This is a genomic window from Marinobacterium sp. MBR-109, assembly GCF_040547565.1.
Taxonomy (GTDB): Bacteria; Pseudomonadota; Gammaproteobacteria; order Pseudomonadales; family Balneatricaceae; genus Marinobacterium.
In genome coordinates, this window is record NZ_JBEPPZ010000010.1 from 56,505 (window position 1) to 81,233 (window position 24,729).

The 24,729-nt window shown below is 58.3% G+C and carries 21 protein-coding genes; 13 read left to right on the forward strand and 8 right to left on the reverse strand.

The features are described from left to right. Positions 1-73 precede the first annotated feature (73 nt). The 4 genes from ABIE60_RS12970 (at position 74) to istB (ending at position 3,411) form a co-directional block, all read left to right on the forward strand. Positions 74-451: a helix-turn-helix domain-containing protein gene (locus ABIE60_RS12970; protein ID WP_354469948.1), complete on the forward strand. Its 378-nt coding sequence runs from the start codon at positions 74-76 to the stop codon at positions 449-451. A 267-nt stretch (positions 452-718) separates the two neighbouring features. Further along, entirely contained in the window at positions 719-949 is a 231-nt protein-coding gene (locus tag ABIE60_RS12975; RefSeq protein WP_354469949.1) for a hypothetical protein, read from the forward strand. A gap of 153 nt (positions 950-1,102) precedes the next feature. Next, a complete protein-coding gene (istA, locus tag ABIE60_RS12980; RefSeq protein ID WP_354469950.1) occupies positions 1,103-2,644 on the forward strand; it encodes an IS21 family transposase in 1,542 nt (513 codons plus the stop codon). 11 nt (positions 2,645-2,655) lie between these two features. Beyond that, complete coding sequence (istB, locus tag ABIE60_RS12985) at positions 2,656-3,411, forward strand: IS21-like element ISSpu5 family helper ATPase IstB (RefSeq protein ID WP_354469951.1); 756 nt, start codon at positions 2,656-2,658, stop codon at positions 3,409-3,411. 427 nt (positions 3,412-3,838) lie between these two features. On the opposite strand, the gene glyS is transcribed toward istB, so the two are convergent. Both glyS and glyQ read right to left on the reverse strand, forming a co-directional pair. Then, entirely contained in the window at positions 3,839-5,887 is a 2,049-nt protein-coding gene (gene glyS, locus ABIE60_RS12990; protein WP_354469952.1) for a glycine--tRNA ligase subunit beta, read from the reverse strand. Further along, complete coding sequence (gene glyQ / locus ABIE60_RS12995) at positions 5,887-6,852, reverse strand: glycine--tRNA ligase subunit alpha (protein ID WP_354469953.1); 966 nt, start codon at positions 6,850-6,852, stop codon at positions 5,887-5,889. The genes glyS and glyQ overlap by 1 nt, the downstream gene beginning before the upstream one ends. Positions 6,853-7,027: 175 nt before the next feature. Here glyQ and ABIE60_RS13000 point away from each other — a divergent pair, with 175 nt between their 5' ends. After that, positions 7,028-7,924, forward strand: a complete 897-nt coding sequence (locus tag ABIE60_RS13000; RefSeq protein WP_354469954.1) for a lysophospholipid acyltransferase family protein — start codon at positions 7,028-7,030, stop codon at positions 7,922-7,924. On the opposite strand, the gene ABIE60_RS13005 is transcribed toward ABIE60_RS13000, so the two are convergent. The 5 genes from ABIE60_RS13005 to def all read right to left on the reverse strand — a co-directional run bounded on the left by ABIE60_RS13005 (position 7,925) and on the right by def (position 13,608). Further along, positions 7,925-9,373 (reverse strand): TrkH family potassium uptake protein, encoded by a 1,449-nt coding sequence (locus tag ABIE60_RS13005; protein WP_354469955.1) that lies wholly within the window; start codon positions 9,371-9,373, stop codon positions 7,925-7,927. A 9-nt stretch (positions 9,374-9,382) separates the two neighbouring features. Continuing rightward, positions 9,383-10,762, reverse strand: a complete 1,380-nt coding sequence (gene trkA / locus ABIE60_RS13010; protein WP_354469956.1) for a Trk system potassium transporter TrkA — start codon at positions 10,760-10,762, stop codon at positions 9,383-9,385. Further along, complete coding sequence (gene rsmB, locus ABIE60_RS13015; protein WP_354469957.1) at positions 10,759-12,087, reverse strand: 16S rRNA (cytosine(967)-C(5))-methyltransferase RsmB; 1,329 nt, start codon at positions 12,085-12,087, stop codon at positions 10,759-10,761. The genes trkA and rsmB overlap by 4 nt, the downstream gene beginning before the upstream one ends. Next, positions 12,080-13,030: a methionyl-tRNA formyltransferase gene (fmt, locus tag ABIE60_RS13020; RefSeq protein ID WP_354469958.1), complete on the reverse strand. Its 951-nt coding sequence runs from the start codon at positions 13,028-13,030 to the stop codon at positions 12,080-12,082. Before fmt ends, rsmB begins: the two co-directional genes overlap by 8 nt. Before the next feature lie 62 nt (positions 13,031-13,092). Next, entirely contained in the window at positions 13,093-13,608 is a 516-nt protein-coding gene (gene def, locus ABIE60_RS13025; protein ID WP_354469959.1) for a peptide deformylase, read from the reverse strand. Positions 13,609-13,771: 163 nt separating this feature from the next. On the opposite strand from def, the gene ABIE60_RS13030 reads away from it, so the two are divergent. The 7 genes from ABIE60_RS13030 to ABIE60_RS13060 all read left to right on the forward strand — a co-directional run bounded on the left by ABIE60_RS13030 (position 13,772) and on the right by ABIE60_RS13060 (position 22,034). Further along, positions 13,772-14,812, forward strand: coding sequence for a LysM peptidoglycan-binding domain-containing protein (locus ABIE60_RS13030; RefSeq protein ID WP_354469960.1), 1,041 nt, complete (start codon positions 13,772-13,774; stop codon positions 14,810-14,812). Positions 14,813-14,825: 13 nt separating this feature from the next. Further along, the gene (dprA, locus tag ABIE60_RS13035) at positions 14,826-15,944 is read left to right on the forward strand and encodes a DNA-processing protein DprA (protein WP_354469961.1); all 1,119 of its coding nucleotides are present in this window, start codon (positions 14,826-14,828) and stop codon (positions 15,942-15,944) included. A gap of 138 nt (positions 15,945-16,082) precedes the next feature. After that, positions 16,083-16,571 carry a 5-(carboxyamino)imidazole ribonucleotide mutase gene (purE, locus tag ABIE60_RS13040; RefSeq protein WP_354469962.1) on the forward strand — a complete coding sequence of 163 codons (489 nt, stop codon included), beginning with the start codon at positions 16,083-16,085 and terminating at the stop codon, positions 16,569-16,571. 3 nt (positions 16,572-16,574) lie between these two features. Next, positions 16,575-17,639, forward strand: a complete 1,065-nt coding sequence (purK, locus tag ABIE60_RS13045) for a 5-(carboxyamino)imidazole ribonucleotide synthase (protein WP_354469963.1) — start codon at positions 16,575-16,577, stop codon at positions 17,637-17,639. Positions 17,640-17,825: 186 nt separating this feature from the next. Continuing rightward, on the forward strand, positions 17,826-18,740 hold the full coding sequence (gene hemF / locus ABIE60_RS13050) for an oxygen-dependent coproporphyrinogen oxidase (protein WP_354469964.1): 915 nt from the start codon (positions 17,826-17,828) through the stop codon (positions 18,738-18,740). A gap of 1 nt (position 18,741) precedes the next feature. Continuing rightward, positions 18,742-19,572, forward strand: coding sequence for a shikimate dehydrogenase (gene aroE, locus ABIE60_RS13055; protein ID WP_354469965.1), 831 nt, complete (start codon positions 18,742-18,744; stop codon positions 19,570-19,572). A gap of 89 nt (positions 19,573-19,661) precedes the next feature. Then, on the forward strand, positions 19,662-22,034 hold the full coding sequence (locus ABIE60_RS13060; RefSeq protein ID WP_354469966.1) for a Lon protease family protein: 2,373 nt from the start codon (positions 19,662-19,664) through the stop codon (positions 22,032-22,034). A 6-nt stretch (positions 22,035-22,040) separates the two neighbouring features. Here the strand turns inward: ABIE60_RS13060 and ABIE60_RS13065 are convergent, their stop codons facing one another. Further along, positions 22,041-22,580: a gamma carbonic anhydrase family protein gene (locus ABIE60_RS13065; protein ID WP_354469967.1), complete on the reverse strand. Its 540-nt coding sequence runs from the start codon at positions 22,578-22,580 to the stop codon at positions 22,041-22,043. A 116-nt stretch (positions 22,581-22,696) separates the two neighbouring features. Between ABIE60_RS13065 and prlC the strand changes: the two genes are divergently transcribed. After that, complete coding sequence (prlC, locus tag ABIE60_RS13070) at positions 22,697-24,727, forward strand: oligopeptidase A (RefSeq protein WP_354469968.1); 2,031 nt, start codon at positions 22,697-22,699, stop codon at positions 24,725-24,727. Positions 24,728-24,729: the final 2 nt, after the last annotated feature.

Genomic DNA, 24,729 nt, shown 5'->3' on the forward strand with positions numbered 1-24,729 from the left:
ATTTAGTGTTTGACGACCCTTGAATATTTTCTCTATTCTGTACGATAAATGCACAGTTCCGGACCGCGAGTCTATGACCCCCTTCGGTACCTATCTTGAACATCTTAGGCGTAGCCGCCGTATGCAGCAGAAGCAGCTAGCCGATCTGATGGGCATCAATCCTTGCTATGTCAGCACCCTGGAAAGGGGGCGTAAGGGACCACCGTCGACAGCTGTACTCAAGCGACTCATCAAGAATCTGAACTTGTCTCGGGATGAACAGGAGCGGCTTTGGCACTCTGTAGAGCTATCCGAGATGACGTTCCGGTTGCCGGACGGCATGTCGCAGGACGAGTTTGAGATGGTCCACGATCTGAAAAGCCACCTCGGGTCATTAAACGGAGATCAGGTGCTGATCATACGGAAAGTGCTTGGGTTGGGCTCTGGCTCACAGGAGGGTATCACTATGTAGATATAACGGGACGCACCAGGTGGATTGTCCCGCTAGTGGCGCAAGCAAGAAAGCTTACGACGTCAGAAATCTAAGTATCCTTGCTTGCTCCCTGCCCGTCAATTCACCCGCATAGACATTAAGCCAGTCAATTAACTTCATTACTCGCCAGAGTAAGGGGTACTCATGTCTTCAAAAAATACTGTTGTGCCGTTCGGCACACGGCAGGAAGCACAGCTACGCCTGAAATCTGGGCCGCTACGTAAAGAGAAGCGAGCTCGGGAGCCAGTGCGACCGACAACGGGACGCGTTGTCGGTTTCTACCCATCCACCAAGAACAACCGGCTTGTGGCCTGGGAGTCTCAGCTTGAGCAGAAGGCCTGCGCCCTCTTCGAGTTCTCGCCGGATGTTGTCCGTTACCGAGAGCAGCCTATTTCGGTCTACTTTGAGTGCGACGGCCAGATGCGCCGGTACACGCCTGATTTCGAACTGCGTATTCTAGACCAAGGTTGCCACTGATTCCAGATGAAGCCTGCCACCCATTCCACGCGAAAGCTGCCACTGATTCCACGGCAAAGCTGCCACCACGGCAGGCTGCCTGACTTCCCCATCAAAACGTTTGACGCGGGATAACTAACGGTACTCTGACCCTTTTCATCCGGAGAGGGCCTGATGCCAGCGAAGAGGTTATCCATGCGTAAAATCAAAGAAGTCCTTCGCCTCAAGTGGGAGCGAGGGCTGAGCAACCGTCAGGTTGCCGCCGCCTGCGGCGTCAGCCGCCCCACCGTAAGCGAGTATCTCCGGCGTGCTGCTGAAGCAGATCTTGGCTGGCCGTTGCCAGAGGGTCTGAGTGAAGCTCAGTTGGAGCAGCGATTGTTCCCGCCACCACCGGCTTTGCCGGCACAGGCCAGGGGCATTCCAGACTGGCAGCGCATCCATGATGAGCTCCGGGGCAAGAACGTCACCCTGTTCCTGCTCTGGCAGGAATACCGGGAAGCCAATCCGGATGGCTACCAATACAGCTGGTTCTGCGACCATTACCGGGCCTGGCAGGGTAAGCTGGATCTGGTCATGCGCCAGGATCACCGGGCCGGGGAGAAGCTGTTCGTAGACTATGCCGGACAGACCGTTCCCGTCATTGACCGCACCACCGGTGAGATCCATGAGGCGCAAGTCTTTGTGGCGGTGATGGGTGCGTCCAATTACACCTATGCCGAGGCGACTTGGAGCCAGACCTTACCGGACTGGATCGGCTCCCACATCCGGACCTTCGAGTTCCTGGGTGGAGTGCCGGAACTGGTGGTTCCGGACAACCTCCGCTCCGGCGTCAGCAAGGCCCATCGCTACGAGCCGGATCTCAACCCGACCTATCAGGATATGGCTGGCCATTATGGTGTGGCCGTTGTCCCGACAAGAGTTCGCAAGCCCCGTGACAAGGCCAAGGTGGAAGGCGGTGTACTGATCGTCGAGCGCTGGATCCTGGCGGCTCTGCGTCACCGTCAGCACTTCTCTCTGGGGCAACTCAACGCCACCATCCGTGAGCTGCTGGAGCGGCTTAACAAACGCCGCTTCCGCAAGCTGCCCGGGTGCCGGCTCGACCACTTCAAACAGCTGGACCAACCGGTTCTACAACCGTTGCCGGCAGAGCCGTATGTCTACGCGGAGTGGAAGAAAGCCAGGGTACACATCGACTACCACGTCGCCATCGACGGCCATTACTACTCGGTGCCCTACACCCTAATCAAGAAAGAGGTGGAGGTCCGGATGACCCACAACACCATCGAATGCTTCTACCGGGGTGACCGAGTCGCTAGCCACCGGCGTTCTGATCAGAAGGGCCGGCATAGCACCATCACTGCTCACATGCCGGAGTCCCATCGCCAGGCCGGCGAGTGGTCACCGGAACGCTTGATCGCTTGGGCGGCCAAGATCGGACCGGCAACCGAAAAGCTCATCCGCACAGCGCTGGGGGCGAGAAAGCATCCTCAACAGGCCTATCGTTCCTGTCTGGGTATTCTCCGGCTGGGCCAGAGCTATGGCGAGACACGATTAGAACATGCCTGCCAACGCGCCCTGATGCTGGGCAGTTGCCGATACAAGAGCATCGAATCGATCCTCAAACACCGTCTGGATGAGCAGCCACTGGAAGAGCAACAGGAACTGGCCTTGCCCGACACACACGACAACATCCGCGGCCCTGCGTACTACCACTGAAGGAATCTGACATGTTAAAGCATCCTACGCTGGATAAGCTCCACGCCCTCAAACTGACCGGCATGGCCGCCGCTCTGGCGGATCAGTCAGCTACTCCTGACATTACCGACCTGAGCTTCGAGGAGCGCCTTGGACTATTGGTCGACCGGGAAATGACTGAACGCGAGAACCGTCGAATGAGCAGCCGGTTGCGACGTGCCAAGCTGCGACACACCGCGATCCTCGAAGACATTGATTACCGGAACTCACGGGGCCTGGATAAAGGGCTTATCCAGAACCTGGCCAGCTGCAAGTGGGTGAAGGAACACCTGAACATACTCATCACCGGCCCCACAGGGGTCGGGAAAACCTGGTTGGCCTGTGCTCTGGCACACAAAGCCTGCCGGGAGGGTTACACCGCCCAGTACGTGCGCCTGACGCGGCTGTTACGAGAGCTGACCATTGCCAAGGGCGATGGCCAATACTCAAAGCTCCTGATCAGTCTGGCCAAGGTTGACGTGCTGATCCTGGATGACTGGGGACTGATGAAGCTGAGCGCAGAGAACCGGCGAGACTTGCTGGAGGTGTTGGAGGACCGGCATGGCAGGCGCTCCACTATCGCGACCAGCCAACTACCCATCGAGGAATGGCATGGCGTGATCGGTGACGCCACTCTGGCGGATGCCATCCTGGACCGGCTCGTGCACAACGCCTACAAGATCAACCTGCGGGGCGAATCCATGCGAAAACAGCAGGCAAAGTTGACGGCCACTGAGACTTCGGAGTAAGAAGAGAAACCCCGCGTCGCTACGCCCCGATGGGTGGCAGCCTTGCTCTGGTCCGAGTGGCAGGCTTCACGTGGAATGGGTGGCAACCTTCAGCGGTTTACGCAAATCAATCAGGCTAAGGCGGATTGGAAAGCTGGATTATTTCCCAAAGTAAGCGGTGATACAGATGAGTTCATTCCGCTGCTGGAATAAACTCGGCGACGAGCTCTCCTGAGATTGATAACATCCTGTAGGATGTGAACCCCCTTTTTGATATAAGCCTCACCTTGCCTAAGCCAACTACTCTATTCTTGTTTTAATGTTCCACGTGGAACACTGACTTGCTATTTAATATTAGTCATTGAAACGAAGCATGTTCCACGTGGAACATTGGCGCGAGCAATAAAAAAACCCCGCAATGCGGGGTTTTTTGAGGACATGGATCAGGTCAGCCCAGCAGTGAGATATCGGCAACGCCGAGGAATAGTCGGCGGAGTCGAGCCAGCAAGGCCAGACGATTAAGCTTGAGGGCTTCATCGTCTGCCATCACCATCACCTGATCAAAGAAGCTGTCGACGCTCTGGCGCAGCTGAGCAAGTCGCTCAAGGGCGTTCCGGTATTCGCCACGCTCAAACAGAGGGGTTATCTCGCGCTCGATGGCGTCAAGCTGCTCACACAGATCACGTTCAGCCTTTTCATGCAGCAGTGCAGAGTTTGTGTCAGTGGAAATGTCACCACCCTGCTTTGCCAGAATGTTGCTGACCCGTTTGTTGGCAGAAGCCAGCGCCGCCGCTTCCGGGAGATTGCGGAAATGGTTAACGGCATCAATGCGGCGGTCAAAGTCCAGCGGGCTGGTGGGCCGAAGCGCGTGCACTGAAAGAAAGGTCTCGGCGCTGATGCCGCGGTCGTCATACCAGGCACGGAAACGGTCCAGCATGAAATCAAGTACACGATCGACAAGGCCGTCAGCGGCAGGCAGATCCTTGTGCTGGGCAACGGCGATGCTGAGCAGTTCGTGCAGATCAATGTCGAGTTTGTGCTCTACAATGATACGCAGAACGCCCAGTGCGGCACGACGCAGGGCAAATGGATCCTTTGAGCCTGTAGGCGGCTGGTTGATGCCAAACAGGCCGGTCAGGGTGTCCAGTCGATCAGCGATGGCCAGTGCGATGCCTGTACGAGTTGAGGGCAGGCTGTCGCCGGCGAAACGGGGCATGTACTGCTCATCCAGTGCCTGAGCGACCTCTTCGGCTTCGCCATCATGCAGTGCATAGTGATACCCCATCAAGCCCTGCAGTTCAGTGAATTCAAACACCATGTCTGTCATCAGGTCGCACTTGCTCAAAGAGGCAGCGCGCTGTGCGTACTGGCTATCGCCACCAATCAGATTGGCAATGGCTGAGGCGAGCCCTTCGATGCGCTGAGTCTTCTCGAAAATGGTGCCGAGTTGCTGCTGGAAAACAACACTCTTGAGCTTTTCGATACGGGTCTCAAGCGGCTGCTTCTTGTCGGTGTCAAAGAAGAATGCGGCATCAGCAAGGCGCGGGCGAATGACTTTCTCGTTACCCTCAATAACCTGCTGCGGGTCTTTGGATTCGATGTTGGCCAGTGTGATGAAGTAAGGCATCAGTTTGCCTTCGGCATCCAGCGCGTGGAAGTATTTCTGGTTCTCCTTCATGGAGGAGATCAGTGCCTCGGCTGGAACGTCGAGGAAGCGCTCCTCAAAGCGACCGGTCAGCGCGACTGGCCACTCGTTCAGTGCTGTCACTTCATCCAGAAGATCCTCGTCAATCTGGGCTGTGCCGCCGATGCGCTCGCCTTCACGAACGACCTGTTCGCGGATCATTTCACGTCGCGCAGCGAAGTCAGCAATGACCTTGCCGGTATCCAGCAGGGTCTTTTGGTAGTCGGCCGGCACCATGATCTCGATCTCATGGTTGTAGTGGAAGCGATGGCCGCGGGTCTTGCGTCCAGCCTTGAGGCCAAGCACTTCGGCGTCAACGACTTCATCACCCAGCAGCATGACCAGCCATTTCACCGGGCGCACAAACTCGGTGCGCGATGAGCCCCAGCGCATGCGCTTGGGGATGGGCAGCTTGTGCAGGGATTCATTGATGATGTCAGGCAGCAAGGCAACGGTACTCTGTCCTTTCTCGACGCCGCGGTATACGTAGTAGCTGCCTTTGGGTGTTTCCATCACTTCGAGTTGATCGATGCCGACACCGCAGGAGCCTGCAAAGCCCTGTACGGCTTTTTCGGGGGCCTGAGTGGCGGGGCCGCGCTTCTCGATGCTGCGGTCGGGCTGCTGTGGCTGGATGCTGTTGATCAGAACGGCCAGACGACGTGGTGACGCAAAAGGGGTTGCAGCAGTATAGGCGATGCCGGCTGCATCAAGGCCTGCAGTGATGCCATTGAGGAAGGCAGCAGAGAGTGTTTTAAGCGCCTTGGGTGGCAGTTCTTCGGTGCCCAGTTCAACCAGGAAATCGTGCTGAGACATTACTTATCCTCCTCGCAGGCAGACAGGACTTCTGCCCGGATCGCTTCAGGGGCCAGCGGGAAACCAAGCGCGCGGCGTTTCTCGAAATATGCACTGGCGACATCGCGTGCCAGCGTCCGCACACGCAGAATATAACGCTGGCGCTCGGTAACGGAGATGGCATGGCGGGCATCCAGCAGGTTGAAGGTGTGTGAGGCCTTCAGCACCATCTCATAGGCCGGCAGCGGAAGATCGGCAGCCAGCAGCTTCTGGCACTCGGATTCATAGTGATCAAAGCTGGTAAACAGTGCCGGTACATCAGCATGTTCAAAGTTGTAAGCGGACATCTCAACTTCGTTTTGGTGGAATACGTCACCATAGCTCACGGTGCTGCCGTCCGGATAGCGCGCCCAGATCAGGTCGTAGATGCTGTCTACACCCTGCAGATACATGGCGATACGCTCAAGCCCGTAGGTGATTTCACCGGTGACCGGATAGCACTCAAGACCGCCCGCCTGCTGGAAGTATGTGAACTGGGTTACTTCCATGCCGTTGAGCCAAACTTCCCAGCCAAGGCCCCAGGCACCCAGAGTGGGTGATTCCCAGTTGTCTTCGACAAAGCGCACATCATGGATCGACAGATCGATCCCCAGTCGCTCCAGTGAACCCAGATACAGATCCTGGATGTTGTCGGGAGAGGGTTTGAGCACAGTCTGGAACTGGTAGTAGTGTTGCAGGCGGTTGGGGTTCTCACCATAACGGCCATCGGTTGGACGGCGGCTTGGCTGCACATAGGCAGAGCGCCATGTCTCGGGGCCGATGGCGCGCAGGAACGTACAGGGGTGGAAAGTACCGGCGCCCACCTCCAGGTCCAGTGGCTGCACGATGACACAGCCCTGTTCGGCCCAGTATTGTTGCAGGGCCAGGATCAGTCCCTGGAATGTGCTAACGTCTGGAGTCACCTTGTCAGTCACGGAAATCACCATTGTTGTTGGATGTGGTCGAAATAAGAGCCGAATTATACATGATCTGCAGGTTTTATGACCTGTTGCACGATCACTGAATGCACAGCCAAGACGCCTCACCCGCGTCATTTTCGCCATGGGCCGTGACAGTGATTTATAATCAACGACTGAGCATATGAATTTGACGGAGAACACTTTGAAACAGATCAAGGCGATACTGGCGGTTCTGGTGCTTGGACTTCTGTCTCTGCTGCCGTTGAAGGCCTCACAGGGGCTGGGGCGCTGGCTGGGAGGTCGTCTGTGGCGCAAGGGTGACAGCGCCAAGATGACGTTTCAGACCCGGCGCAATATCAGCCGCTGCTTTCCCGAACTTGGCTCGGATGCGCAGGATCAACTGGTGCGTGAAAGCCTGAGACAGACCGGCAGCTCATTCTGTGAAATGGGGATGGCCTGGCTGTGGCCGGCCAAGCGCACACTGAAGAAAATCCGTCACATTCATAATGAAGAAATAGTCAGCGGTGCTGTTGCAGAGGGCAAGGGCGTCATTCTGATAGCCCCTCATCTGGGCAACTGGGAAGTGCTTAACCTGTGGCTATCGGCCCACTACCCCTTTACCGCGATGTACAAACCGCCACGGCTTAAGCTTATGGACGACCTGATCAAGCGCATGCGGGCACGGCTGGGAACCCGAATGGCTCCGGCTGATACCCGTGGTGTGCGAATGGTGATGAAAGCACTGCGCCGTGGCGAGATGGTGGGTATCCTGCCGGATCAGGAGCCGGATGCCAGCGGCGGTATTCATGTGCCCTTCTTTGGCAATCAGGCCCTGACCATGAAGCTGTTACCGCAGCTGGCCGCCCAGACCGGTGCGGTCGTGATTTGTGGCTATGCCGAGCGGTTGCCACAGGCCGAGGGGTTTGATCTGCACTTTCGTCGGGCTGACCCCGAGATCAACAGTAAGGATCTGGAACAGGCTGCCACGGCCATGAATCGCTCCGTGGAAGCCTGCGTACGAGCCCTGCCCGCCCAGTATCAATGGGAATACCGCCGCTTCAGTCATCAGCCTGAAGGTGCACCACGCTTTTACGACTGATCACCGGCGCCAGAAGGCGGGCGTGAACAGTACCAGCATGGTGAACACTTCAAGACGACCCAGCAGCATGGCCAGACACAGAATCCATTTGGCCGTTGCGTTGAGGCCGCCGAAATGAGCGGATACATCGCCCAACCCGGGGCCCAGGTTGTTGAGGGTTGCACCTACGGCTGACCAGGCCGTGATCTGGTCAAGACCGGTGGCCAGCAGTGCGATCAGCATAATCACGAATACAATCAGGTACACCGAAAAGAACCCCCACACCGCCTGCAGAATACGGTCCGGTATGGGCCTCTGCCCGAGCTTGACCGGAATCACGGCATTGGGGTGGATCAGGCGCAGAATCTCACGATAGCCCTGCTTCAGGATCAACAGGACACGAATGGCTTTCATGCCGCCGGCCGTTGAGCTGGCACAGCCGCCGACAAACGCCAGCACGAACAGCATGAAGGGCAGCATGGCGGGCCAGCTGGCAAAGTCTGCGGTGGCGTAGCCGGTGGTTGTAGCGATGGAGACGACCATGAAAGCCGCCTTGCGCAACGCTTCGACGGCGGGATAAGTATGAGTCATTACCAGCACGAACAGCGTCAGCAGGATCACAAGACCGAGCAGTGACAGATAAAACTGCACCTCGGGATCTTTCAGATAGTGCGTCAGCGTGTGATGCCGCCAGGCAAAAAAGTGCAGGCCAAAGTTGATGCCGGCCACCACCATAAAGAAGATGCCGATCGACTCGATAACGGCGCTGTCGAAATAGCCAATGCTGGCGTCATGGGTGGAAAAGCCACCGATGGCGACCGTGGAAAAGCTGTGCCCGATGGCATCGAACGGCGTCATGCCCGCAAGCCAATACGCCGCTGCGCAGGCGATGGTCAGGGACAGGTAGATATACCAGAGTGCCTTAGCGGTTTCGGTGATGCGTGGTGTCAGCTTGTTGTCCTTGACTGGCCCCGGCGCCTCAGCACGGTAAAGCTGCATTCCCCCGATACCGAGCATTGGCAGAATGGCAACCGCCAGCACGATGATCCCCATGCCGCCAAGCCACTGCAGCTGCTGACGATAATAGAGAATGGAGCGTGGCAGCTGATCCAGTCCCGTCATTACGGTGGCACCGGTGGTGGTCAGGCCCGAGATCGACTCGAAAACGGCATCAACCGCTGTCAGTCCCGGTGACTCGGCCAGCATCAGGGGCAGCGAACCGAACACGCCCAGAACCGTCCAGAACAGCACGGTAACGAGAAAACCATCACGGATACTGAGTTCCTGTTTGGCGGTATAGACCGGGACCCAGATAATGAAGCCGGTCGCCAGCGTAATGGCAAAGGCGGAGATGAACGCCCAGTGAGTGGCGTCCTCATAGAACAGCGACACTCCAAGCGGCGGCAGCTGGGTGATGCTGAAGATCATCAGCAGTATGCCGAGAATTCGTAAAATGACCTGAAAGTGCATGCTGTCGCCTCAGAAGAAAGCCAGACCGACCTGGAACAGGCGCTCGACTTCAGCAATACGTCGCTTGTCGACCAGAAACAGAATGACATGATCATCGTTTTCGATGACCAGATCGTCATGGGCGATCAAGACCTCATTACCGCGAATGATGGCGCCGATCGTAGTGCCCGGCGGCAGGTCGATCTCCTCGATTGCGCGTCCAACCACTTTGGAGCTTTTGCGGTCACCATGGGCAACCGCCTCCAGTGCTTCAGCAGCGCCGCGGCGCAGCGAGTGTACGGCTGCCACATCACCGCGGCGGACGTGCGTCAGCAATGCGCCAATGGTGGTTTGCTGGGGTGAAATGGCGATGTCGATCACCCCGCCCTGAACCAGATCAACATAGGCGGGGTTGTTGATCAGTGTCATGACGGTACGCGCACCCAGACGCTTGGCCAGCATGGAGGCCATGATATTGGCTTCGTCGTCGTTGGTCAGGGCACAGAATACATCCGTGTCTTCGATGTTTTCCTCAATCAGAAGATCACGATCGGAGGCGCTGCCGTGCAGCACAATGGTGTTGTTGAGGTCGCGGGCCAACAGGTTGCAGCGTGACAGGTTGTGCTCGATCAGCTTGACCTGGTAGTCGTTTTCAATGGAGCTGGCCAGACGGGCGCCGATATTGCCTCCGCCGGCAATGATGATGCGCTTGTAGGATCGGTCCAGACGGCGCAGCTCGCTCATGACTGCACGAATATCACGCCGTGCGGCGATGAAAAACACCTCATCATCGGCTTCAATTACGGTGTCCCCCTTGGGGATCATGGGATGATCCTGGCGGAAGATGGCGGCAACGCGGGTGTCGATGTTGGGCATGTGCGAACGCAGGAAGGAGATCTCACGGCCAACCAGCGGGCCGCCATAGTAGGCCTTGACCGCTACCAGCTGAGCCTGCCCGCCCGCAAAGTCCAGTACCTGCAGTGCGCCGGGGTATTGAATCATGCGCTTGATATGCTGGGTAACCAGCTCTTCGGGACTGATCAGGACATCAACCGGAATACCCTTGTCACCACTGAATATGGCCTGATCTTTCTGCAGGTAGTCATGTTCGCGCACACGTGCAATCTTGGTGGGGATATTGAACAGTCCTCGCGCAATCTGACAGGCGATCATGTTGACTTCGTCACTGTTGGTGACGGCAATCAGCATGTCCGCATCCTGTGCCCCGGCCTGACCCAGCACCGATGGATAGGAGGCCTTGCCTTCTACCGTGCGGATATCGAGCCGATCCTGAAGTTCACGCAGCCGAGCCGCATCGGTATCAATTACGGTGATGTCATTGGCTTCGTTGGCAAGGTGTTCAGCCAGAGATCCACCGACCTGACCGGCACCCAGGATAATGATTTTCATGAAGCTGCGGGCTCCTCTGCTTTGATCAGAACAGCATAATAGAAACCGTCATGGCCAGCGGGCTGCGGAAACAGCTGGCGACCGTAAGGCCTTGCTTCACCCCAGTTGGCATTGATCGGTACGTGGCATGCGTCGGGCCGCTGCTTCAGGAAGCGCTCAATGATGCGCTCATTCTCCTGACTGAACACCGAACAGGTGGCGTACACCAGACGCCCGCCCGGTGACAACATCGACCAGAGGTTATTGAGGATGTTGAGTTGCACCTGTGCCAGTGCGTTAATGTCTTCGCCACGGCGCAGCAGCTTGATATCGGGGTGACGGCGAATGACGCCGGAACCGCTGCAGGGGGCATCGATCAGAATGCGATCAAAGGGCTGCCTGTCCCACCAGTCCTGGCTGGTTGCATCGGCGGTCAGCAGTCGGCACTCCAGCTCCAGCTTCAGTCGCATCAAGTTGTCTGTCATGCGCTGCACGCGGGCCGGCTCAAGCTCGACGGCTACCACGTCCTGCAGCCCGGGTGTGGCTTCGAGCAGGTGACACAGCTTGCCTCCCGGCGCGGCACAGGCGTCCAGTACCCGTTGCCCTGCTCTGGCATCCAGCAAACCGGCTGCCAGTTGGGCGGCTTCGTCCTGCACACTGAAAAGACCCTGATCAAAGCCGGGGATGCGACGCACATCTACCGCGTGTTCCAGCACCAGTGCCGTATCACTGAACTGCCCTGGTGAAGAGAGTATCTCGGCCTCTTGGAGCTTAGTTTGAGCGCTCTCCAGAGTAAGTTGGCGCTTATTAACCCTAAGGGTCATTGGGGCTTGCTGATCGTTGGCCTCAAGAATGGTTTTCCAGTGCTCGGGCCAGTTGTGCTCAAGTTTGCTGACCATCCACTGGGGATGGTTCCAGCGGAACTGTGGATTGCTGGCAAGCCCTGCTTCCAGCTGCTCGGCTTCACGCTGATAGCGGCGCAGTACTGCATTGATCAGCTTGCGGGCCCAGTCATGGTTGAGAGCGGAAGTGGCATCCACGGTTTCATTCAATGCGGCGTGGGCCGGAATACGGCTGTGACGCAATTGCCACAGCCCGATCAGCAAGAGCGCCTGAAGCTCATAGTCGCGGTCCTGAAAGGGCTTTTTAAGCAGGCTGTCGGCAATGACTTCAAGTCGAAACAGCTCACGCATGGTGCCAAAGCAAAGCTGCTGCAGCAGAGCGCGGTCCTGTTCCGGACAGTGTTGCAGGGCGTCGGGCAGGTGGCTGCTGAGTGAGCCGTGTTGGCGCAGCAAGGGGGCCAGTACCTGAGCGGCCAGGGCGCGTACATTGATGGAATCAGCCAAGTTTAACTCCCGTTGCAAAGCGTGCCTGATGGGCGTTCATGAGCGTTTTGACCGGCTGAGGCTTGCCGCCGGGCAGTTGCAGTTCGGTCAGCAATACACTGCCCTCACCTGCTGCCACTCGGATGGTGTCGGCAGAGGACTCGATGATGGTGCCGGGTGTGGCATTGCTGCCATGTGGGTCGGCGGCTGCAGACCAGATGCGAAGATTGTCTTCGCCAAGGCGAGTGTATGCGACTGGCCAGGGGTTAAACCCGCGCACGCCGCGCACGATCCGCTCTGCCGGTTGTGACCAGTCGACCTGCGCCTCCTGTTTTTCCAGCTTGTGCGCGTAGCAGGCCTGGCTGTCATCCTGTTTTTCCGGGGTGAGCATGCCGGCTGCCAGAGGCGCTAGACACTCTACCAGAGCTCTTGCGCCCAGTTCGGCCAGACGATCATGCAGGCGCCCGCTGGTATCGTCAGCCAGAATCGGGCATTCGACCTTGCTGAGCATGTCACCGGTATCAAGGCCTGCGTCCATCTGCATGATGGTGATGCCGGTGGTGTCGTCACCGGCCAGCAGGGCGCGATGAATTGGAGCGGCTCCGCGCCAGCGCGGCAGCAGGGATGCGTGTACGTTGATGCAGCCCAGACGTGGTGCGTCCAGGACTGCCTGTGGCAGCAGCAAGCCATAGGCCACCACCACCATCAGGTCCGCGTTCAGTTCGCGCAGTGCCTGCTGTTCAGCTTGGTCCTTGAGTGACAGAGGTTGAAATACCGGCAGGTCATGCTGTTGAGCCAGCGCCTTGACCGGGCCGGGGCGGAGCTTGCGGCCACGCCCGGCCGGGCGGTCCGGTTGGGTATAAACCGCCACAATGTCATGTTCAGTCTTGAGCAGGGCTTCGAGGCAGCTGGCAGCGAAATCGGGCGTGCCGGCAAAAATGATGCGCAGCGGGGTATCACTCATGGTTGGGCTCCATACAAAAACAGGCTTGCGCGTGCAAACCTGTTTCAGAACGCTTGGCCGGATCAGGCCTGATGGGCTTCAAGCCGGTGCTTTTTCTCCAGCTTGCCGCGAATGCGATTGCGCTTGAGCGCAGTCAGATAGTCCACAAACAGTTTGCCGTTGAGGTGATCCAGCTCGTGCTGGATACATACGGCCAGCAGCCCTTCCGCTTCCAGCTCATACGGGTTTCCGTCACGGTCCAGCGCCTTGAGCAGAATGCGATTGGGGCGCTCAACATCTTCATAGAAACCGGGCACAGAGAGACAGCCTTCCTGCATCTGTTCCAGCACATCCTGCAGTACGGTGAACTCGGGGTTGATCAGCACCAGAGGCTCACTGCCATCTTCAGAGATGTCGATGGTGACGACACGTTTGTGCACATTCACCTGAGTGGCGGCCAGACCGATACCCGGTGCGTCGTACATGGTTTCAAACATATCATCGACCAGCTGACGAATCGCATCATCCACCTGTTCGACGGGTTCCGCGATGGTGCGTAGACGCGGATCAGGAAATTCAAGAATATTGAGCTTGGCCATAGGTAATCTGCTTTGTCGGAGGTTAAAATCCGGCTGTTTAGTGGCAAAAAGTTTGATCTGCCATCATTATACTGAATAACTTGCCTGATGCATTGCTTTGCGGCCTTCAAGCACGCTCGTGTGGCGGGTTGCCCGGGCCAGAAACGTACAAGGGAGCTGAATAATGAGAGGATTGCTTTATGGCTTGGTCGGAGCTTGCCTGATGTGGGCAGGCGTTGCGACCGCAGCGGAACGTGCCGACCGGATACAACTCCAGGACGGACACCCGACGGAATATGTGGTGGTCAAGGGAGATACCCTGTGGCACATCTCAGGTCGATTTCTGCAGAGCCCCTGGCGCTGGCCTGAAGTCTGGAACGTTAACCCGCAGATCGACAACCCTCACCTGATCTACCCGGGTGATGTGGTGTACCTGACCTGGGTTGATGGCCAGCCGAGGCTGGGGCTGAAACGCGGCATTCGCAAACTGAGCCCGCAGGTCAGAGTTCAGCCGCTGGAGCAGCCGATTCCGGCCATTCCTCTGCGTGACGTCGCCAGTTTTCTGAATGACAACATCGTAACGGATCAGGATGTGCTTGAGGCCGCACCCTATGTGATTGGCGGGCGCAACGAAAGCATCATCGCCGGTGCGGGTGATCGAGTTTACGCCCGTGGCACCCCGGTTGATGAAGAGATCCGGATCCAGAGTCTTTACCGCCCGGCGCGTGAGTACCATCACCCGGTAACAGGCGAGTTTCTTGGCTTTGAGCTGTACAAGGTGGCCGATGCCCGAATCACAGCCCGGGATGAGGATATCCTGACGCTGGACCTTCGCAGCAGTCGTGAAGAGGTTCGCAAGCTGGACCGCCTTCTGCCCAGCGGAGAAGAGCGAATTCAGTCGGTCTTCCACCCGCAGCCCGGCCCCGATCTGTCCGACGCCGTTATCATTGACGTGCTGGGCGGGGTAGCCAAGGTGGGTCAGTTTGACGCTGTTGCACTGAGCTTTGGGGCAGCGGATGGTGTCGAGCCCGGCCATGTGTTTGCGGTCTACAAGAAAGGCGAACAGGTGAAGGATCCGGTCAGTGGCGAGATTCTGTCGCTGCCTGCCGAGCGTGCCGGTGAGTTGATGGTGTTCAAGGCGTTTGAGCGGGTCAGCTATGGCCTGGTGCTCAAGGCGACCAATGTGATCTCTGTCGGCGACGAGCTGCGCACACCCGGACGTTAAGGAAAAAACAGTTATGAGCGATCCAAGGGAGTGGATCGCAGCCAGCAAACTGCCGGGTATTGGCCCGGCAACGCTGGCGCGACTCCGCCAGGAAGGCCTCTGCATCACCCGGCTGCTCAGAGCCGAGATCACCCTGCCCCCCACCATTCGATTGCGCCGCGATACACTCGAGGCGATACACCAGTTTCAATACCAAGGCCCGTTGTTCACCGAGGCCGATCAACTCTGGCAGCAGGCTGGCACGCTGGGAATTCAGGTGCTGGGGCTCGACCATGCCGACTATCCCGAGTTGCTCGCGGCCATTCCGGACCCGCCACTGGCATTGTGGCTCAAGGGCGAAGTGACGGCACTGAACGTGCCGCAGCTGGGTGTTGTCGGCAGCCGCCATGCCAGTCGAAGCGGTGTGCAGCTGGCGTATGACTTTGCGTCCGCACTGGCGCAGTCCGGCGTCATTGCCTGCAGTGGTCTTGCGTTGGGCATCGATGCGGCGGCACATCAGGCGTGTGTGGACGCCGATTGCGCGACGGTTGCCGTGCTCGGAACCGGTGTCGATCGCATCTATCCGCGTCGCCATCAACGACTGTCAGAACAGATTCTGGCCAGTGGCGGTGCGCTGGTATCCGAATATCCACCCGGAACAGCGCCGCTGCAGGGGCACTTTCCGCGTCGCAACCGCATTATCAGTGGTCTGTCGGTGGGGACTCTGGTGGTGGAGGCCGCGCTGCGAAGCGGCTCGCTTATCACGGCACGGCAGGCACTGGAACAGGGGCGTGAAGTATTCGCCATCCCTGGCTCTATCCATAACCCGCTCAGCCGTGGCTGCCATGCCCTGATCCGTGAGGGGGCAACGCTGGTTGAAACCATCGCCCAGGTCGTTGAACAGCTGGGCAGTATATTGGGGCTTATGGTACCGGAGCAGAAGCCGGCCCGTGAGGCGACCCCGCTGCCGGATGCTTCACTGTCACCCGAGCTGCAGCAGCTGTTGCAACACATTCCCTGGGAACCGCTCTGGCTTGACCACCTCGTGAGTGAGTCAGGCTTGCCCCTGTCTCGCCTGCAGGCGTTGCTGATGCAGCTGGAACTTGAGGGGCTGATCACCCTGGCCAGCTCACGCGTCTGTCGTATCCGTTGATCCAGTGGGGAATTTTGTGTCGGTGCTTGCTATAATTCCGCTTTTCCGTTTTCCGGTCTGGCCGGAAAACCCGACCGGATCGCGCTTTGGTGCCCAAGCTGCCAGCGCAATCAGAGTGATGACGGGAGTAGATAACCGATGAGCGCAAAAGTGGCGATCGTGATGGGATCACGTTCAGACTGGCCCACCATGGAAGAGGCTGCAACGATTCTGGATACCCTGGGTGTCGAATATCATACTGAAGTGGTGTCCGCCCATCGTACTCCGGACAAGATGTTCCGCTTTGCCGAAACCGCTGCAGACAACGGTCTCAAGGTGATCATTGCCGGTGCTGGCGGTGCCGCGCACCTGCCGGGCATGATTGCAGCCAAGACACTGGTACCGGTACTGGGTGTTCCGGTACAGAGCAAGGCGCTCAGCGGTCAGGACAGCCTGCTGTCAATTGTGCAGATGCCGCGCGGCATTCCAGTGGGTACTCTGGCTATCGGTGGTGCCGGTGCATTCAATGCAGGCCTGCTGGCGGCTCAGATCCTGGCGACCGAAGACACGGCTCTGGCTCAGCGTCTGGCTGACTGGCGTCAGGCTCAGACGCAAGCTGTACTTGATAACCCCGATCCGCGAGGTTGAGTGATGTTGCCACGAATCGTTGTAGCCGGTAACGGCCAGCTGGGTCAGATGTTGCAGCAGGCAGGTTCGCCGATGCAGCTGGAGGTGATGCCGGTTGATCCCAACGCGGACGTACAACTGGATCTGCGTCCGGATGATGTCATCACGGTCGAAATCGAGCACTGGTCGGACAGCATCAGCGGCCTGCAGCTGAAGCAGCACCCCAATTTCCGCAACAAGGTTGCCCTGCATATGGTGATCGACCGTCAGCGGCAGAAGTCGCTGCTTGATCGTCTACAGGTACCGACTTCCCCCTGGCTATCGCTGGAAGAAGGTGACCTGCAGGGGCAGCTGGAGTCTGTTGGTGAGCGTGTCATCGTCAAGCGCCGCCGTGGCGGTTATGACGGCCGTGGCCAGTGGCGCTGGCAGAAGGGCGATCAGCCCGAAGCCGAGTGGGCGGGTGAGTGCATTGCCGAAGCCATGATTCCGTTCAGTCATGAGGTTTCACTGGTCGGTGCTCGTAATGCCGCAGGTGAAAAGGTGTTCTATCCCCTCACCTGCAACTGGCACCAGGATGGCATTCTGCGTGCAAGCATTGCAGGCCTGCCGGTTCCGGCAGAGCAGCAGCGTGATGCCGAAGCCTGGCTTGGCCGCATTATGGATGACGAAGGCTACATCGGGGTTATGGCGATGGAGTGTTTCGTGGTCGACGGCAAGCTGCTGGTGAATGAGCTGGCGCCTCGAGTGCACAACTCAGGTCACTGGACACAGGAAGGCGCCAGCATCAGTCAGTTTGAGCTGCATCTGCGTGCACTGGCCGGGCTGCCGCTGATTACCCCGGAGGTGAGCGGAGCCTCGGTCATGTATAACCTGCTGGGTCGCAACTGGAAGCCTGAATGGCTGGGTGTACAGGGAGCCCATGTACACTGGTACGGCAAGGAGATCCGCCCAGGACGTAAAGTGGGTCACGTCAACATCTGTCGGCCCGATGCGCGCACTCTTACCCAAAGCATGCAGGCGTTGAGTGCCCTGCTGGATGCTGAAGACAGCGTGGTTGCCGAGTGGGCACTGGCTCAATTGGCAAGTTGAGCTGTTCATTCAATGTGTTTTAATAGGTCTACAGGCGAAGTAAGTATGTACTGCGCCTGTAGGTATCTATTTATTGCAACCTTGTCTTGTTGTACTGCAGATACTGTAAGCTTCCGATAGAATCCTCAAAATATAAAGCTCTGCATTGAAAGTAAATACTTACTTTGTCAGTAATGGAGATTGTATATGTCCGCCCCTGATACCCAAGAAGTAAAACGCTACCTGCTGGATCTGCAGGAACGGATCTGTACTGCGCTTGAGCAGGCTGATGGTGGAGCACGCTTCATGGAAGACAGTTGGGAGCGAGCAGAAGGCGGCGGTGGTCGCAGCCGGGTGATTACCAAAGGTGCCGTGATCGAAAAAGGTGGCGTCAACTTTTCACATGTCCATGGCAAGGCCCTGCCGGGGTCGGCAACGGCACATCGCCCCGAATTGGCCGGCCGCAGCTTTGAGGCCATGGGGGTGTCGCTGGTCATTCATCCTCACAACCCCTATGTACCGACTTCCCATGCCAATGTGCGCTTCTTCATAGCAGAGAAGGAAGGTGAGGCGCCGGTCTGGTGGTTTGGCGGTGGTTTCGATCTGACCCCCTATTACGGTAACGACGATGACTGTCGACACTGGCATCAGGTCGCGCACGACGCCTGTGCTCCTTTCGGAAACGATATCTATCCGCGTTTCAAGCAGTGGTGTGATGACTATTTCTACCTCAAGCACCGTCAGGAGCCGCGTGGTATCGGAGGTCTGTTTTTTGATGACCTTAATGAGCTGGGCTTTGACGACAGCTTTGGCCTGATGCGTGCCATCGGCGATGCCTATGTACCGGCGATCGTGCCGATTATCGAGAAGCGCAAGGACACGCCTTATGGCGAACGTCAGCGTGATTTCCAGTTGCACCGTCGCGGTCGCTATGTGGAGTTCAATCTGGTGTATGACCGCGGTACCCTGTTCGGTCTGCAGTCCGGTGGTCGCACCGAGTCGATTCTGATGTCACTGCCACCGGAGGTGCGCTGGGACTACAACTGGCAGCCTGAGCCTGATACCGAGGAAGCCGTGCTGTATGAACGTTACCTGAAACCGCGCAACTGGCTGGATGTGTGACATGACCGACCGTTACGCCGTGTTCGGCAACCCGATAGCCCACAGCAAATCGCCGCAGATTCATGCCCGTTTTGCGCAGCAGACGGCACAGGATCTGAGCTACAGCGCCGAGCAGATCAATGAGGATGCGTTTGAAGCGGCTGTCGCGGATTTTCTGCAGGGGGACGGCAAGGGGCTGAATGTCACGGTGCCGTTCAAGCAGCGGGCCTGGGCACTGGCACAGTGGCGCAGTGAGCGCGCCGAGCTGGCGGGCGCGGTCAATACCCTGTATCGCCTCGAAGATGGCCGCCTTGCCGGTGACAACACCGATGGTATCGGTCTGGTGCGTGATCTGGCCGACAATAATGAAGTCGACCTTGAGGGTGCACGGGTGCTGATTCTCGGTGCCGGTGGCGCCGTGCGTGGCGTATTGCAGCCGCTGCTGGCCGCGGGTGTAAGCTCTATCCTGATCGCCAACCGCACTCCAGCCAAGGCCGAGGTGCTGGCGCAGCTGTTCGATCCGGCTGCCTGCGTGACAGCCTGTGGTTTTGATGCGATTCCGGCGACTGCCTTTGATCTGATCATCAACGGTACCTCTGCCAGCCTGCAGGGAGAGCTGCCACCGGTTCCCGGAGCGACAGTAAGTGCTCACACGGCCTGCTATGACATGATGTATGGCGCCGAACCCACTCCGTTCTGCCGCTGGGCACAGGCACAGGGCGCGGGCCGGGTCATGGACGGTCTGGGGATGTTGGTCGAGCAGGCCGCTGAAGCCTTCCTGATCTGGCGCGGTGTGCGTCCCGATACGGCTCCTGTCATTCAGGCGCTGCGCGAGTCTCTGGCAGCCCGCTGAATTTCAAAGCCTTTTCCCGCAACCGCCTTGCATCAATCAATTGTGAGGCGGTATAACAGAGAAACATTCTCTGTCTGCGGAGTGCGCGCATGGACAAGCATCTGCCCCTGGCGCCCGAGGCGCTCTATCGCAACTGCGATCCCGAACTCCTCCCCTTCAAAACCACCGAGTCACTGGAGCCCTTTACCGGCTTTTTCGGTCAGGACCGCGCCATCGAGGCGATGGCGTTTGGCATTGGCATGCAGCGGCCGGGTTACAACCTCTTTGTGATGGGCAATCCGCATACCGGCCGCTTCTCCTTCGCCATGGACAGCCTGAAAAGTTCGGCCAAGAAACAAAACAAGCCCAGCGACTGGTGCTACATCAACAATCTGAATGACAACCGCTACCCCGTCGTGCTTGAACTGCCCGCCGGGCGGGCTTCCCAACTCAAGCGCGACATTCGTCAGCTGCTGGATACGGTGCTGACCGAGCTGCCGGCTGCATTTGAAAATCCGGCCTACCAGCGCATGAAGAGTCAGATCGAACGCGAGTTCAATCGTCACTATGATGACGCCCTTGATCAGGTCGAGCGCAAGGGGCGCGAGTACAGCATTGCCGTCTACCGCGATGGCGCGACAGTGGGCTTTACTCCGGTCAGCAACGGTCAGGGAATGGATGAAGCCGCGTTTTCGCAACTGCCGGAAGAGGAGCGGGATGCCATCCAGAGTCATATTTCCGAACTGGAAGAGATGCTCAATGACAGCCTGACGGGGCTGCCTGTCTGGCGCCGGGCCGCGGCCGAACAGATGAAAGTGCTGGATCGGGAAACCTCGCGACAGGCCGTGCAGCCGCTTATTCAGCCGCTGCGGGAGAAGTATGCCAACATCAACAGCATTGTGGATTACCTCAATCACATCGAACGTGACCTGATCCGCAATTCGTCCGAGGTGGTCGGTGATGATAGCCCGCTGGAAGCGAAAACCGATGCCATGCGGCGGGAGTACCTCGAGCAGAACTATGGCCTGAATCTGCTGGTCGACAACCACAAGACAAAAGGTGCCCCTGTGGTGTTCGAGGCGCACCCCAGCTACGAGAACCTGTTTGGTCGGGTGGAATACGTCAGTGAAATGGGCTCGATGGTCACCAACTACACCCTGATCCGTTCAGGGGCCCTGCATCGTGCCAATGGCGGCTATCTGGTGCTGGAGGCCGAGAAGCTGCTGGAGCAACCGTTCGTTTACAGCGCACTCAAGCGAGCACTGAAATCCCATGAGATCCGCATTGAAAATCCGATCAGCGAATACACCGGTATCAGCGCCATAACGTTGAGCCCACATCCGGCGTCGCTCAAGGTGAAGGTGGTGCTGGTGGGCGAGCGTGACACCTACTACCTGCTGCAGGAGCTGGATCACGACTTCGAAAAAATGTTCCGGGTGGTGGTGGACTTTGACGAAGACGTGCACCGCACCCCGCACTCCATACGCCAATACGCTCGACTGATGAAAACGCTGGCACATGAAGAGAATCTGGCTCCGCTCACCCGCCGTGCGGTCGCTCGCCTGGTGGAGCACAGCTCACGCCTGGCCGGTGATCAGGAGCTGCTGTCTGCCCATGTGGGAGAGCTGGTCGACCTGCTCTGTGAGTCGGACTTCCGCCGTCGTGAACAGAATGACGCCCTGATCAACGCCGAGCATGTAGAACTGGCCCTGGAAGCCAAGGAGCGCCGTACCGGCAGGCTGTCAGAGAAAATTCTGGAAAGTATTCTGAACGAAACGGTGCTGATCGATACCGAAGGTGAGGCGATCGGCAAGTCGAACGGCCTGACGGTGCTGCAGGTGGGGGATGTGTCCTTTGGCAGCCCGGCGCGCATTACCGCAACCGTGCATCCGGGCAACAAGGGCATTATCGATATCGAGCGTGAAGTCACACTGGGCCAGCCGATCCACTCCAAGGGGGTGCTGATCCTGTCGGGTTTTCTGGGCCACACCTACGCCAGTGATTTTCCGCTGGCGGTGTCGGCCAGTCTGGCGATGGAGCAGTCCTATGGCTATGTGGATGGTGACAGCGCTTCACTGGCAGAGATCTGTACCCTGATTTCTGCCCTGACCCATATTCCGATCCGACAGCAGTATGCGATTACCGGTTCCATTAACCAGTATGGTGAAGTGCAGGCAATCGGGGGCGTAAATGAAAAAATTGAAGGCTTTTTTCATCTGTGCAAGACACGCGGCCTGACCGGTTGGCAGGGATGTGTCATTCCGAAGGCAAACGTGCGCCATCTGATGTTGAAAGCCGAGGTGGTCAAGGCCGTGGAAGATGGCGTGTTTCACATCTATGCCGTAGCCAGCGTGGACGAGTGTCTGGAAATTCTGATGGGCCGTACTGCCGGAGTGCGTAAGCAGGACGGCCACTTCACTCAGCGCAGCATCAATGCGCAGGTGGTGAAGCGGCTGCGGGAGATCGCCAAGGCCAAGGCCTGACGAATGTCAGGCCCAGTCCTCTGCGCGGTGCTTGTCCTTCAGGCGTGAGTAGTTCTCGGCGGTATAGGTGAAGAACGCGCGCTCCTGTTGGGACAGCTCGCGCTGGGGCTTGGCCGGACGGCCTACGTAGAGGTAGCCGCTTTTCAGTGTCTTGCCCGGTGGCACCAGGCTGCCGGCACCCACGATTACTTCATCCTCCACCACGGCGCCGTCCATGATCATGGCGCCCATGCCCACCAGTACGCGGTTGCCGATGGTGCAGCCATGCAGCATCGCCTGATGACCCACGGTGACATGGTCGCCGATGATCAGCGGAAAGCCATCGGGGTTGTAGGGGCCTGCATGGGTGATATGCAGTACCGAGCCATCCTGAATGCTGCTGCAGCGACCGATACGGATGCGGTGCATGTCACCGCGAATCACTACCAGCGGCCAGACCGAGCTGTCGTCACCGATCTCCACGTCACCCAGTACAACCGCGCTGGGGTCGACAAACACCCGCTCGCCCAGTTTTGGTGTCATCCCCTGATAAGGGCGTATATTCATAACCGCTCCTGAATCGATTGAAATAAGGCACTGTGGGCCCCATTGTATAGCAAAGTGCACCTTTGAACGCCTGCAGACGTACAACCGCTGAAAGGCCGCAACCGATGGAGACACCGATGTCCAACCCGCTGCTTGAGACCCACCTGCTGCCCCCGTTCAGCCGTATCAAACCCGAGCATGCCGTACCTGCTGTCGATGACCTGCTGGCGCGCAACCGTGAACGCATCGCGGCGCTGACCGCTGATCCTGAGCGCAATGACTGGTCGCTGGTGGCTGAACTGGAACAGCTCAACGATGAGCTGGCACAGGCCTGGTCACCGGTATCGCACCTGAACGGCGTGATGAACTCCGATGCCTGGCGTGAGGCGTACAATGCCTGCCTGCCGAAACTGTCCGAATACTGGACCGAGCTGGGCCAGCATCAGGGACTGTTCAAGGCGTTCGAATCTCTGGCGCAGAGTGGTGCCTATCCGCAGTTGAGCAAGTCACGCAGAAAGGTGATCGATAATGCTCTGCGGGACTTCCGCCTGTCCGGTATTGCTCTGCCGGAAGCCCAGCAGAAGCGCTATGCAGAGCTTCAGCAGCGCCTGTCTGAGCTGACCACCCGGTTTTCCGAGAACGTGCTCGATGCCACCCAAGGCTGGTGGAAACAGATCGATGATGAAGCGGAGCTGGCCGGGCTGCCGGACCATGCCGTTGCCGCTGCCAAAGAGGCCGCGAAGGCGAAAGAGCTTGATGGCTGGGTGATCACGCTGGACTTCCCCGCCTACTACGCCGTGATGGCCTTTGCCGACAGCCGTAGTCTGCGCGAAGAGCTGTACCGTGCCTACAGCACCCGCGCATCCGATCAGGGGCCGAAGGCCGGTGAATGGGACAACTCGGCGGTGATGCAGGAAATTCTGGATCTGCGCCACGAGCTGGCGCAGCTGCTGGGCTTCGACACCTATGCCGATTACTCGCTGGCGACCAAGATGGCGCAGTCGCCACAGCAGGTGGTGAGCTTCCTGGAAGACCTGGCCACGGAAACCCGCCCGATTGCCGAGCGGGAGCTGGCCGAACTGAAAGCCTTTGCTCAGGAACGTGATGGCATTGAAGAACTGATGGCCTGGGATGTCACCTATTATGGTGAGAAGCTGAAACAGGCGCGCTATGACATCTCTCAGCAGGAGCTGCGCCCCTACTTCCCACTGCCGAAAGTGCTGGATGGCATGTTCACCATCGCCGGTCGTCTGTTTGATCTGGACGTTGAAGAGCAGTCGAACTTCGACAGCTGGCACAACGATGCGCGTCTGTTTGCGCTCAAGCGCAACGGCGAGCCCTTTGCCTACTGCTACCTGGACCCCTTTGCCCGCAGCGGCAAGCGTGGCGGCGCCTGGATGGATGACTGTCGTGTGCGTCGCCGTCTGAGTGACAGCCAGTTGCAGCTGCCGGTGGCCTATCTGGTATGCAACTTCACCCCGCCCCTGCCCGGCCAGCCGGCGCTGTTGACCCATGATGAAGTGACGACCCTGTTCCATGAGTTCGGTCATGGTCTGCACCATATGCTGACACAGATGGAAGAGGCGGATATCAGCGGCATCAACGGTGTCGCCTGGGATGCGGTCGAGCTGCCGAGTCAATTCATGGAGAACTGGTGCTGGGAGCCGGAAGCGCTGGCGCTGATCTCAGGTCATCATGAAACCGGAGAGCCGCTGCCGCAGTCACTGCTGGACAAGATGCTGGCCGCCAAGCATTTCCAGTCGGCGATGATGATGCTGCGCCAGCTGGAGTTCTCGCTGTTTGATTTCCGCCTGCACCATGAATATCAGCCGGGCAAGACTGATATTCAGGCGCTGTTGAACCGGGTACGGGATCAGGTATCGGTGATCCGTCCGCCGGCGGAAAACCGCTTCCAGCACAGTTTCAGTCACATATTTGCCGGTGGCTATGCCGCAGGCTACTACAGTTACAAGTGGGCCGAGGTGCTGTCGGCAGATGCCTTCTCCCGTTTTGAGGAGGAAGGCATCTTCAGTGCGGAAGCCGGCGCCGCCTTCCGTCAGGAAATTCTGGAACAGGGTGGTTCGGGTGATCCGATGGATCTGTTTGTGGCCTTCCGTGGTCGGGAACCCAGTGTGGATGCCCTGCTGCGCCATTCCGGTATCCGCTGAGA

Coding starts and splice junctions, on each gene's coding strand:
- aroE (WP_354469965.1), top strand. CDS start 18,742: ATGACCGACCGTTACGCCGTGTTCGGCAACCCGATAGCCCACAGCAAA.
- purE (WP_354469962.1), top strand. CDS start 16,083: ATGAGCGCAAAAGTGGCGATCGTGATGGGATCACGTTCAGACTGGCCC.
- dprA (WP_354469961.1), top strand. CDS start 14,826: ATGAGCGATCCAAGGGAGTGGATCGCAGCCAGCAAACTGCCGGGTATT.
- prlC (WP_354469968.1), top strand. CDS start 22,697: ATGTCCAACCCGCTGCTTGAGACCCACCTGCTGCCCCCGTTCAGCCGT.
- ABIE60_RS13065 (WP_354469967.1), bottom strand. CDS start 22,580: ATGAATATACGCCCTTATCAGGGGATGACACCAAAACTGGGCGAGCGG.
- ABIE60_RS13005 (WP_354469955.1), bottom strand. CDS start 9,373: ATGCACTTTCAGGTCATTTTACGAATTCTCGGCATACTGCTGATGATC.
- ABIE60_RS13030 (WP_354469960.1), top strand. CDS start 13,772: ATGAGAGGATTGCTTTATGGCTTGGTCGGAGCTTGCCTGATGTGGGCA.
- ABIE60_RS12970 (WP_354469948.1), top strand. CDS start 74: ATGACCCCCTTCGGTACCTATCTTGAACATCTTAGGCGTAGCCGCCGT.
- glyQ (WP_354469953.1), bottom strand. CDS start 6,852: ATGGTGATTTCCGTGACTGACAAGGTGACTCCAGACGTTAGCACATTC.
- ABIE60_RS13060 (WP_354469966.1), top strand. CDS start 19,662: ATGGACAAGCATCTGCCCCTGGCGCCCGAGGCGCTCTATCGCAACTGC.
- glyS (WP_354469952.1), bottom strand. CDS start 5,887: ATGTCTCAGCACGATTTCCTGGTTGAACTGGGCACCGAAGAACTGCCA.
- trkA (WP_354469956.1), bottom strand. CDS start 10,762: ATGAAAATCATTATCCTGGGTGCCGGTCAGGTCGGTGGATCTCTGGCT.
- istA (WP_354469950.1), top strand. CDS start 1,103: ATGCCAGCGAAGAGGTTATCCATGCGTAAAATCAAAGAAGTCCTTCGC.
- hemF (WP_354469964.1), top strand. CDS start 17,826: ATGTCCGCCCCTGATACCCAAGAAGTAAAACGCTACCTGCTGGATCTG.
- fmt (WP_354469958.1), bottom strand. CDS start 13,030: ATGAGTGATACCCCGCTGCGCATCATTTTTGCCGGCACGCCCGATTTC.
- def (WP_354469959.1), bottom strand. CDS start 13,608: ATGGCCAAGCTCAATATTCTTGAATTTCCTGATCCGCGTCTACGCACC.
- purK (WP_354469963.1), top strand. CDS start 16,575: ATGTTGCCACGAATCGTTGTAGCCGGTAACGGCCAGCTGGGTCAGATG.
- istB (WP_354469951.1), top strand. CDS start 2,656: ATGTTAAAGCATCCTACGCTGGATAAGCTCCACGCCCTCAAACTGACC.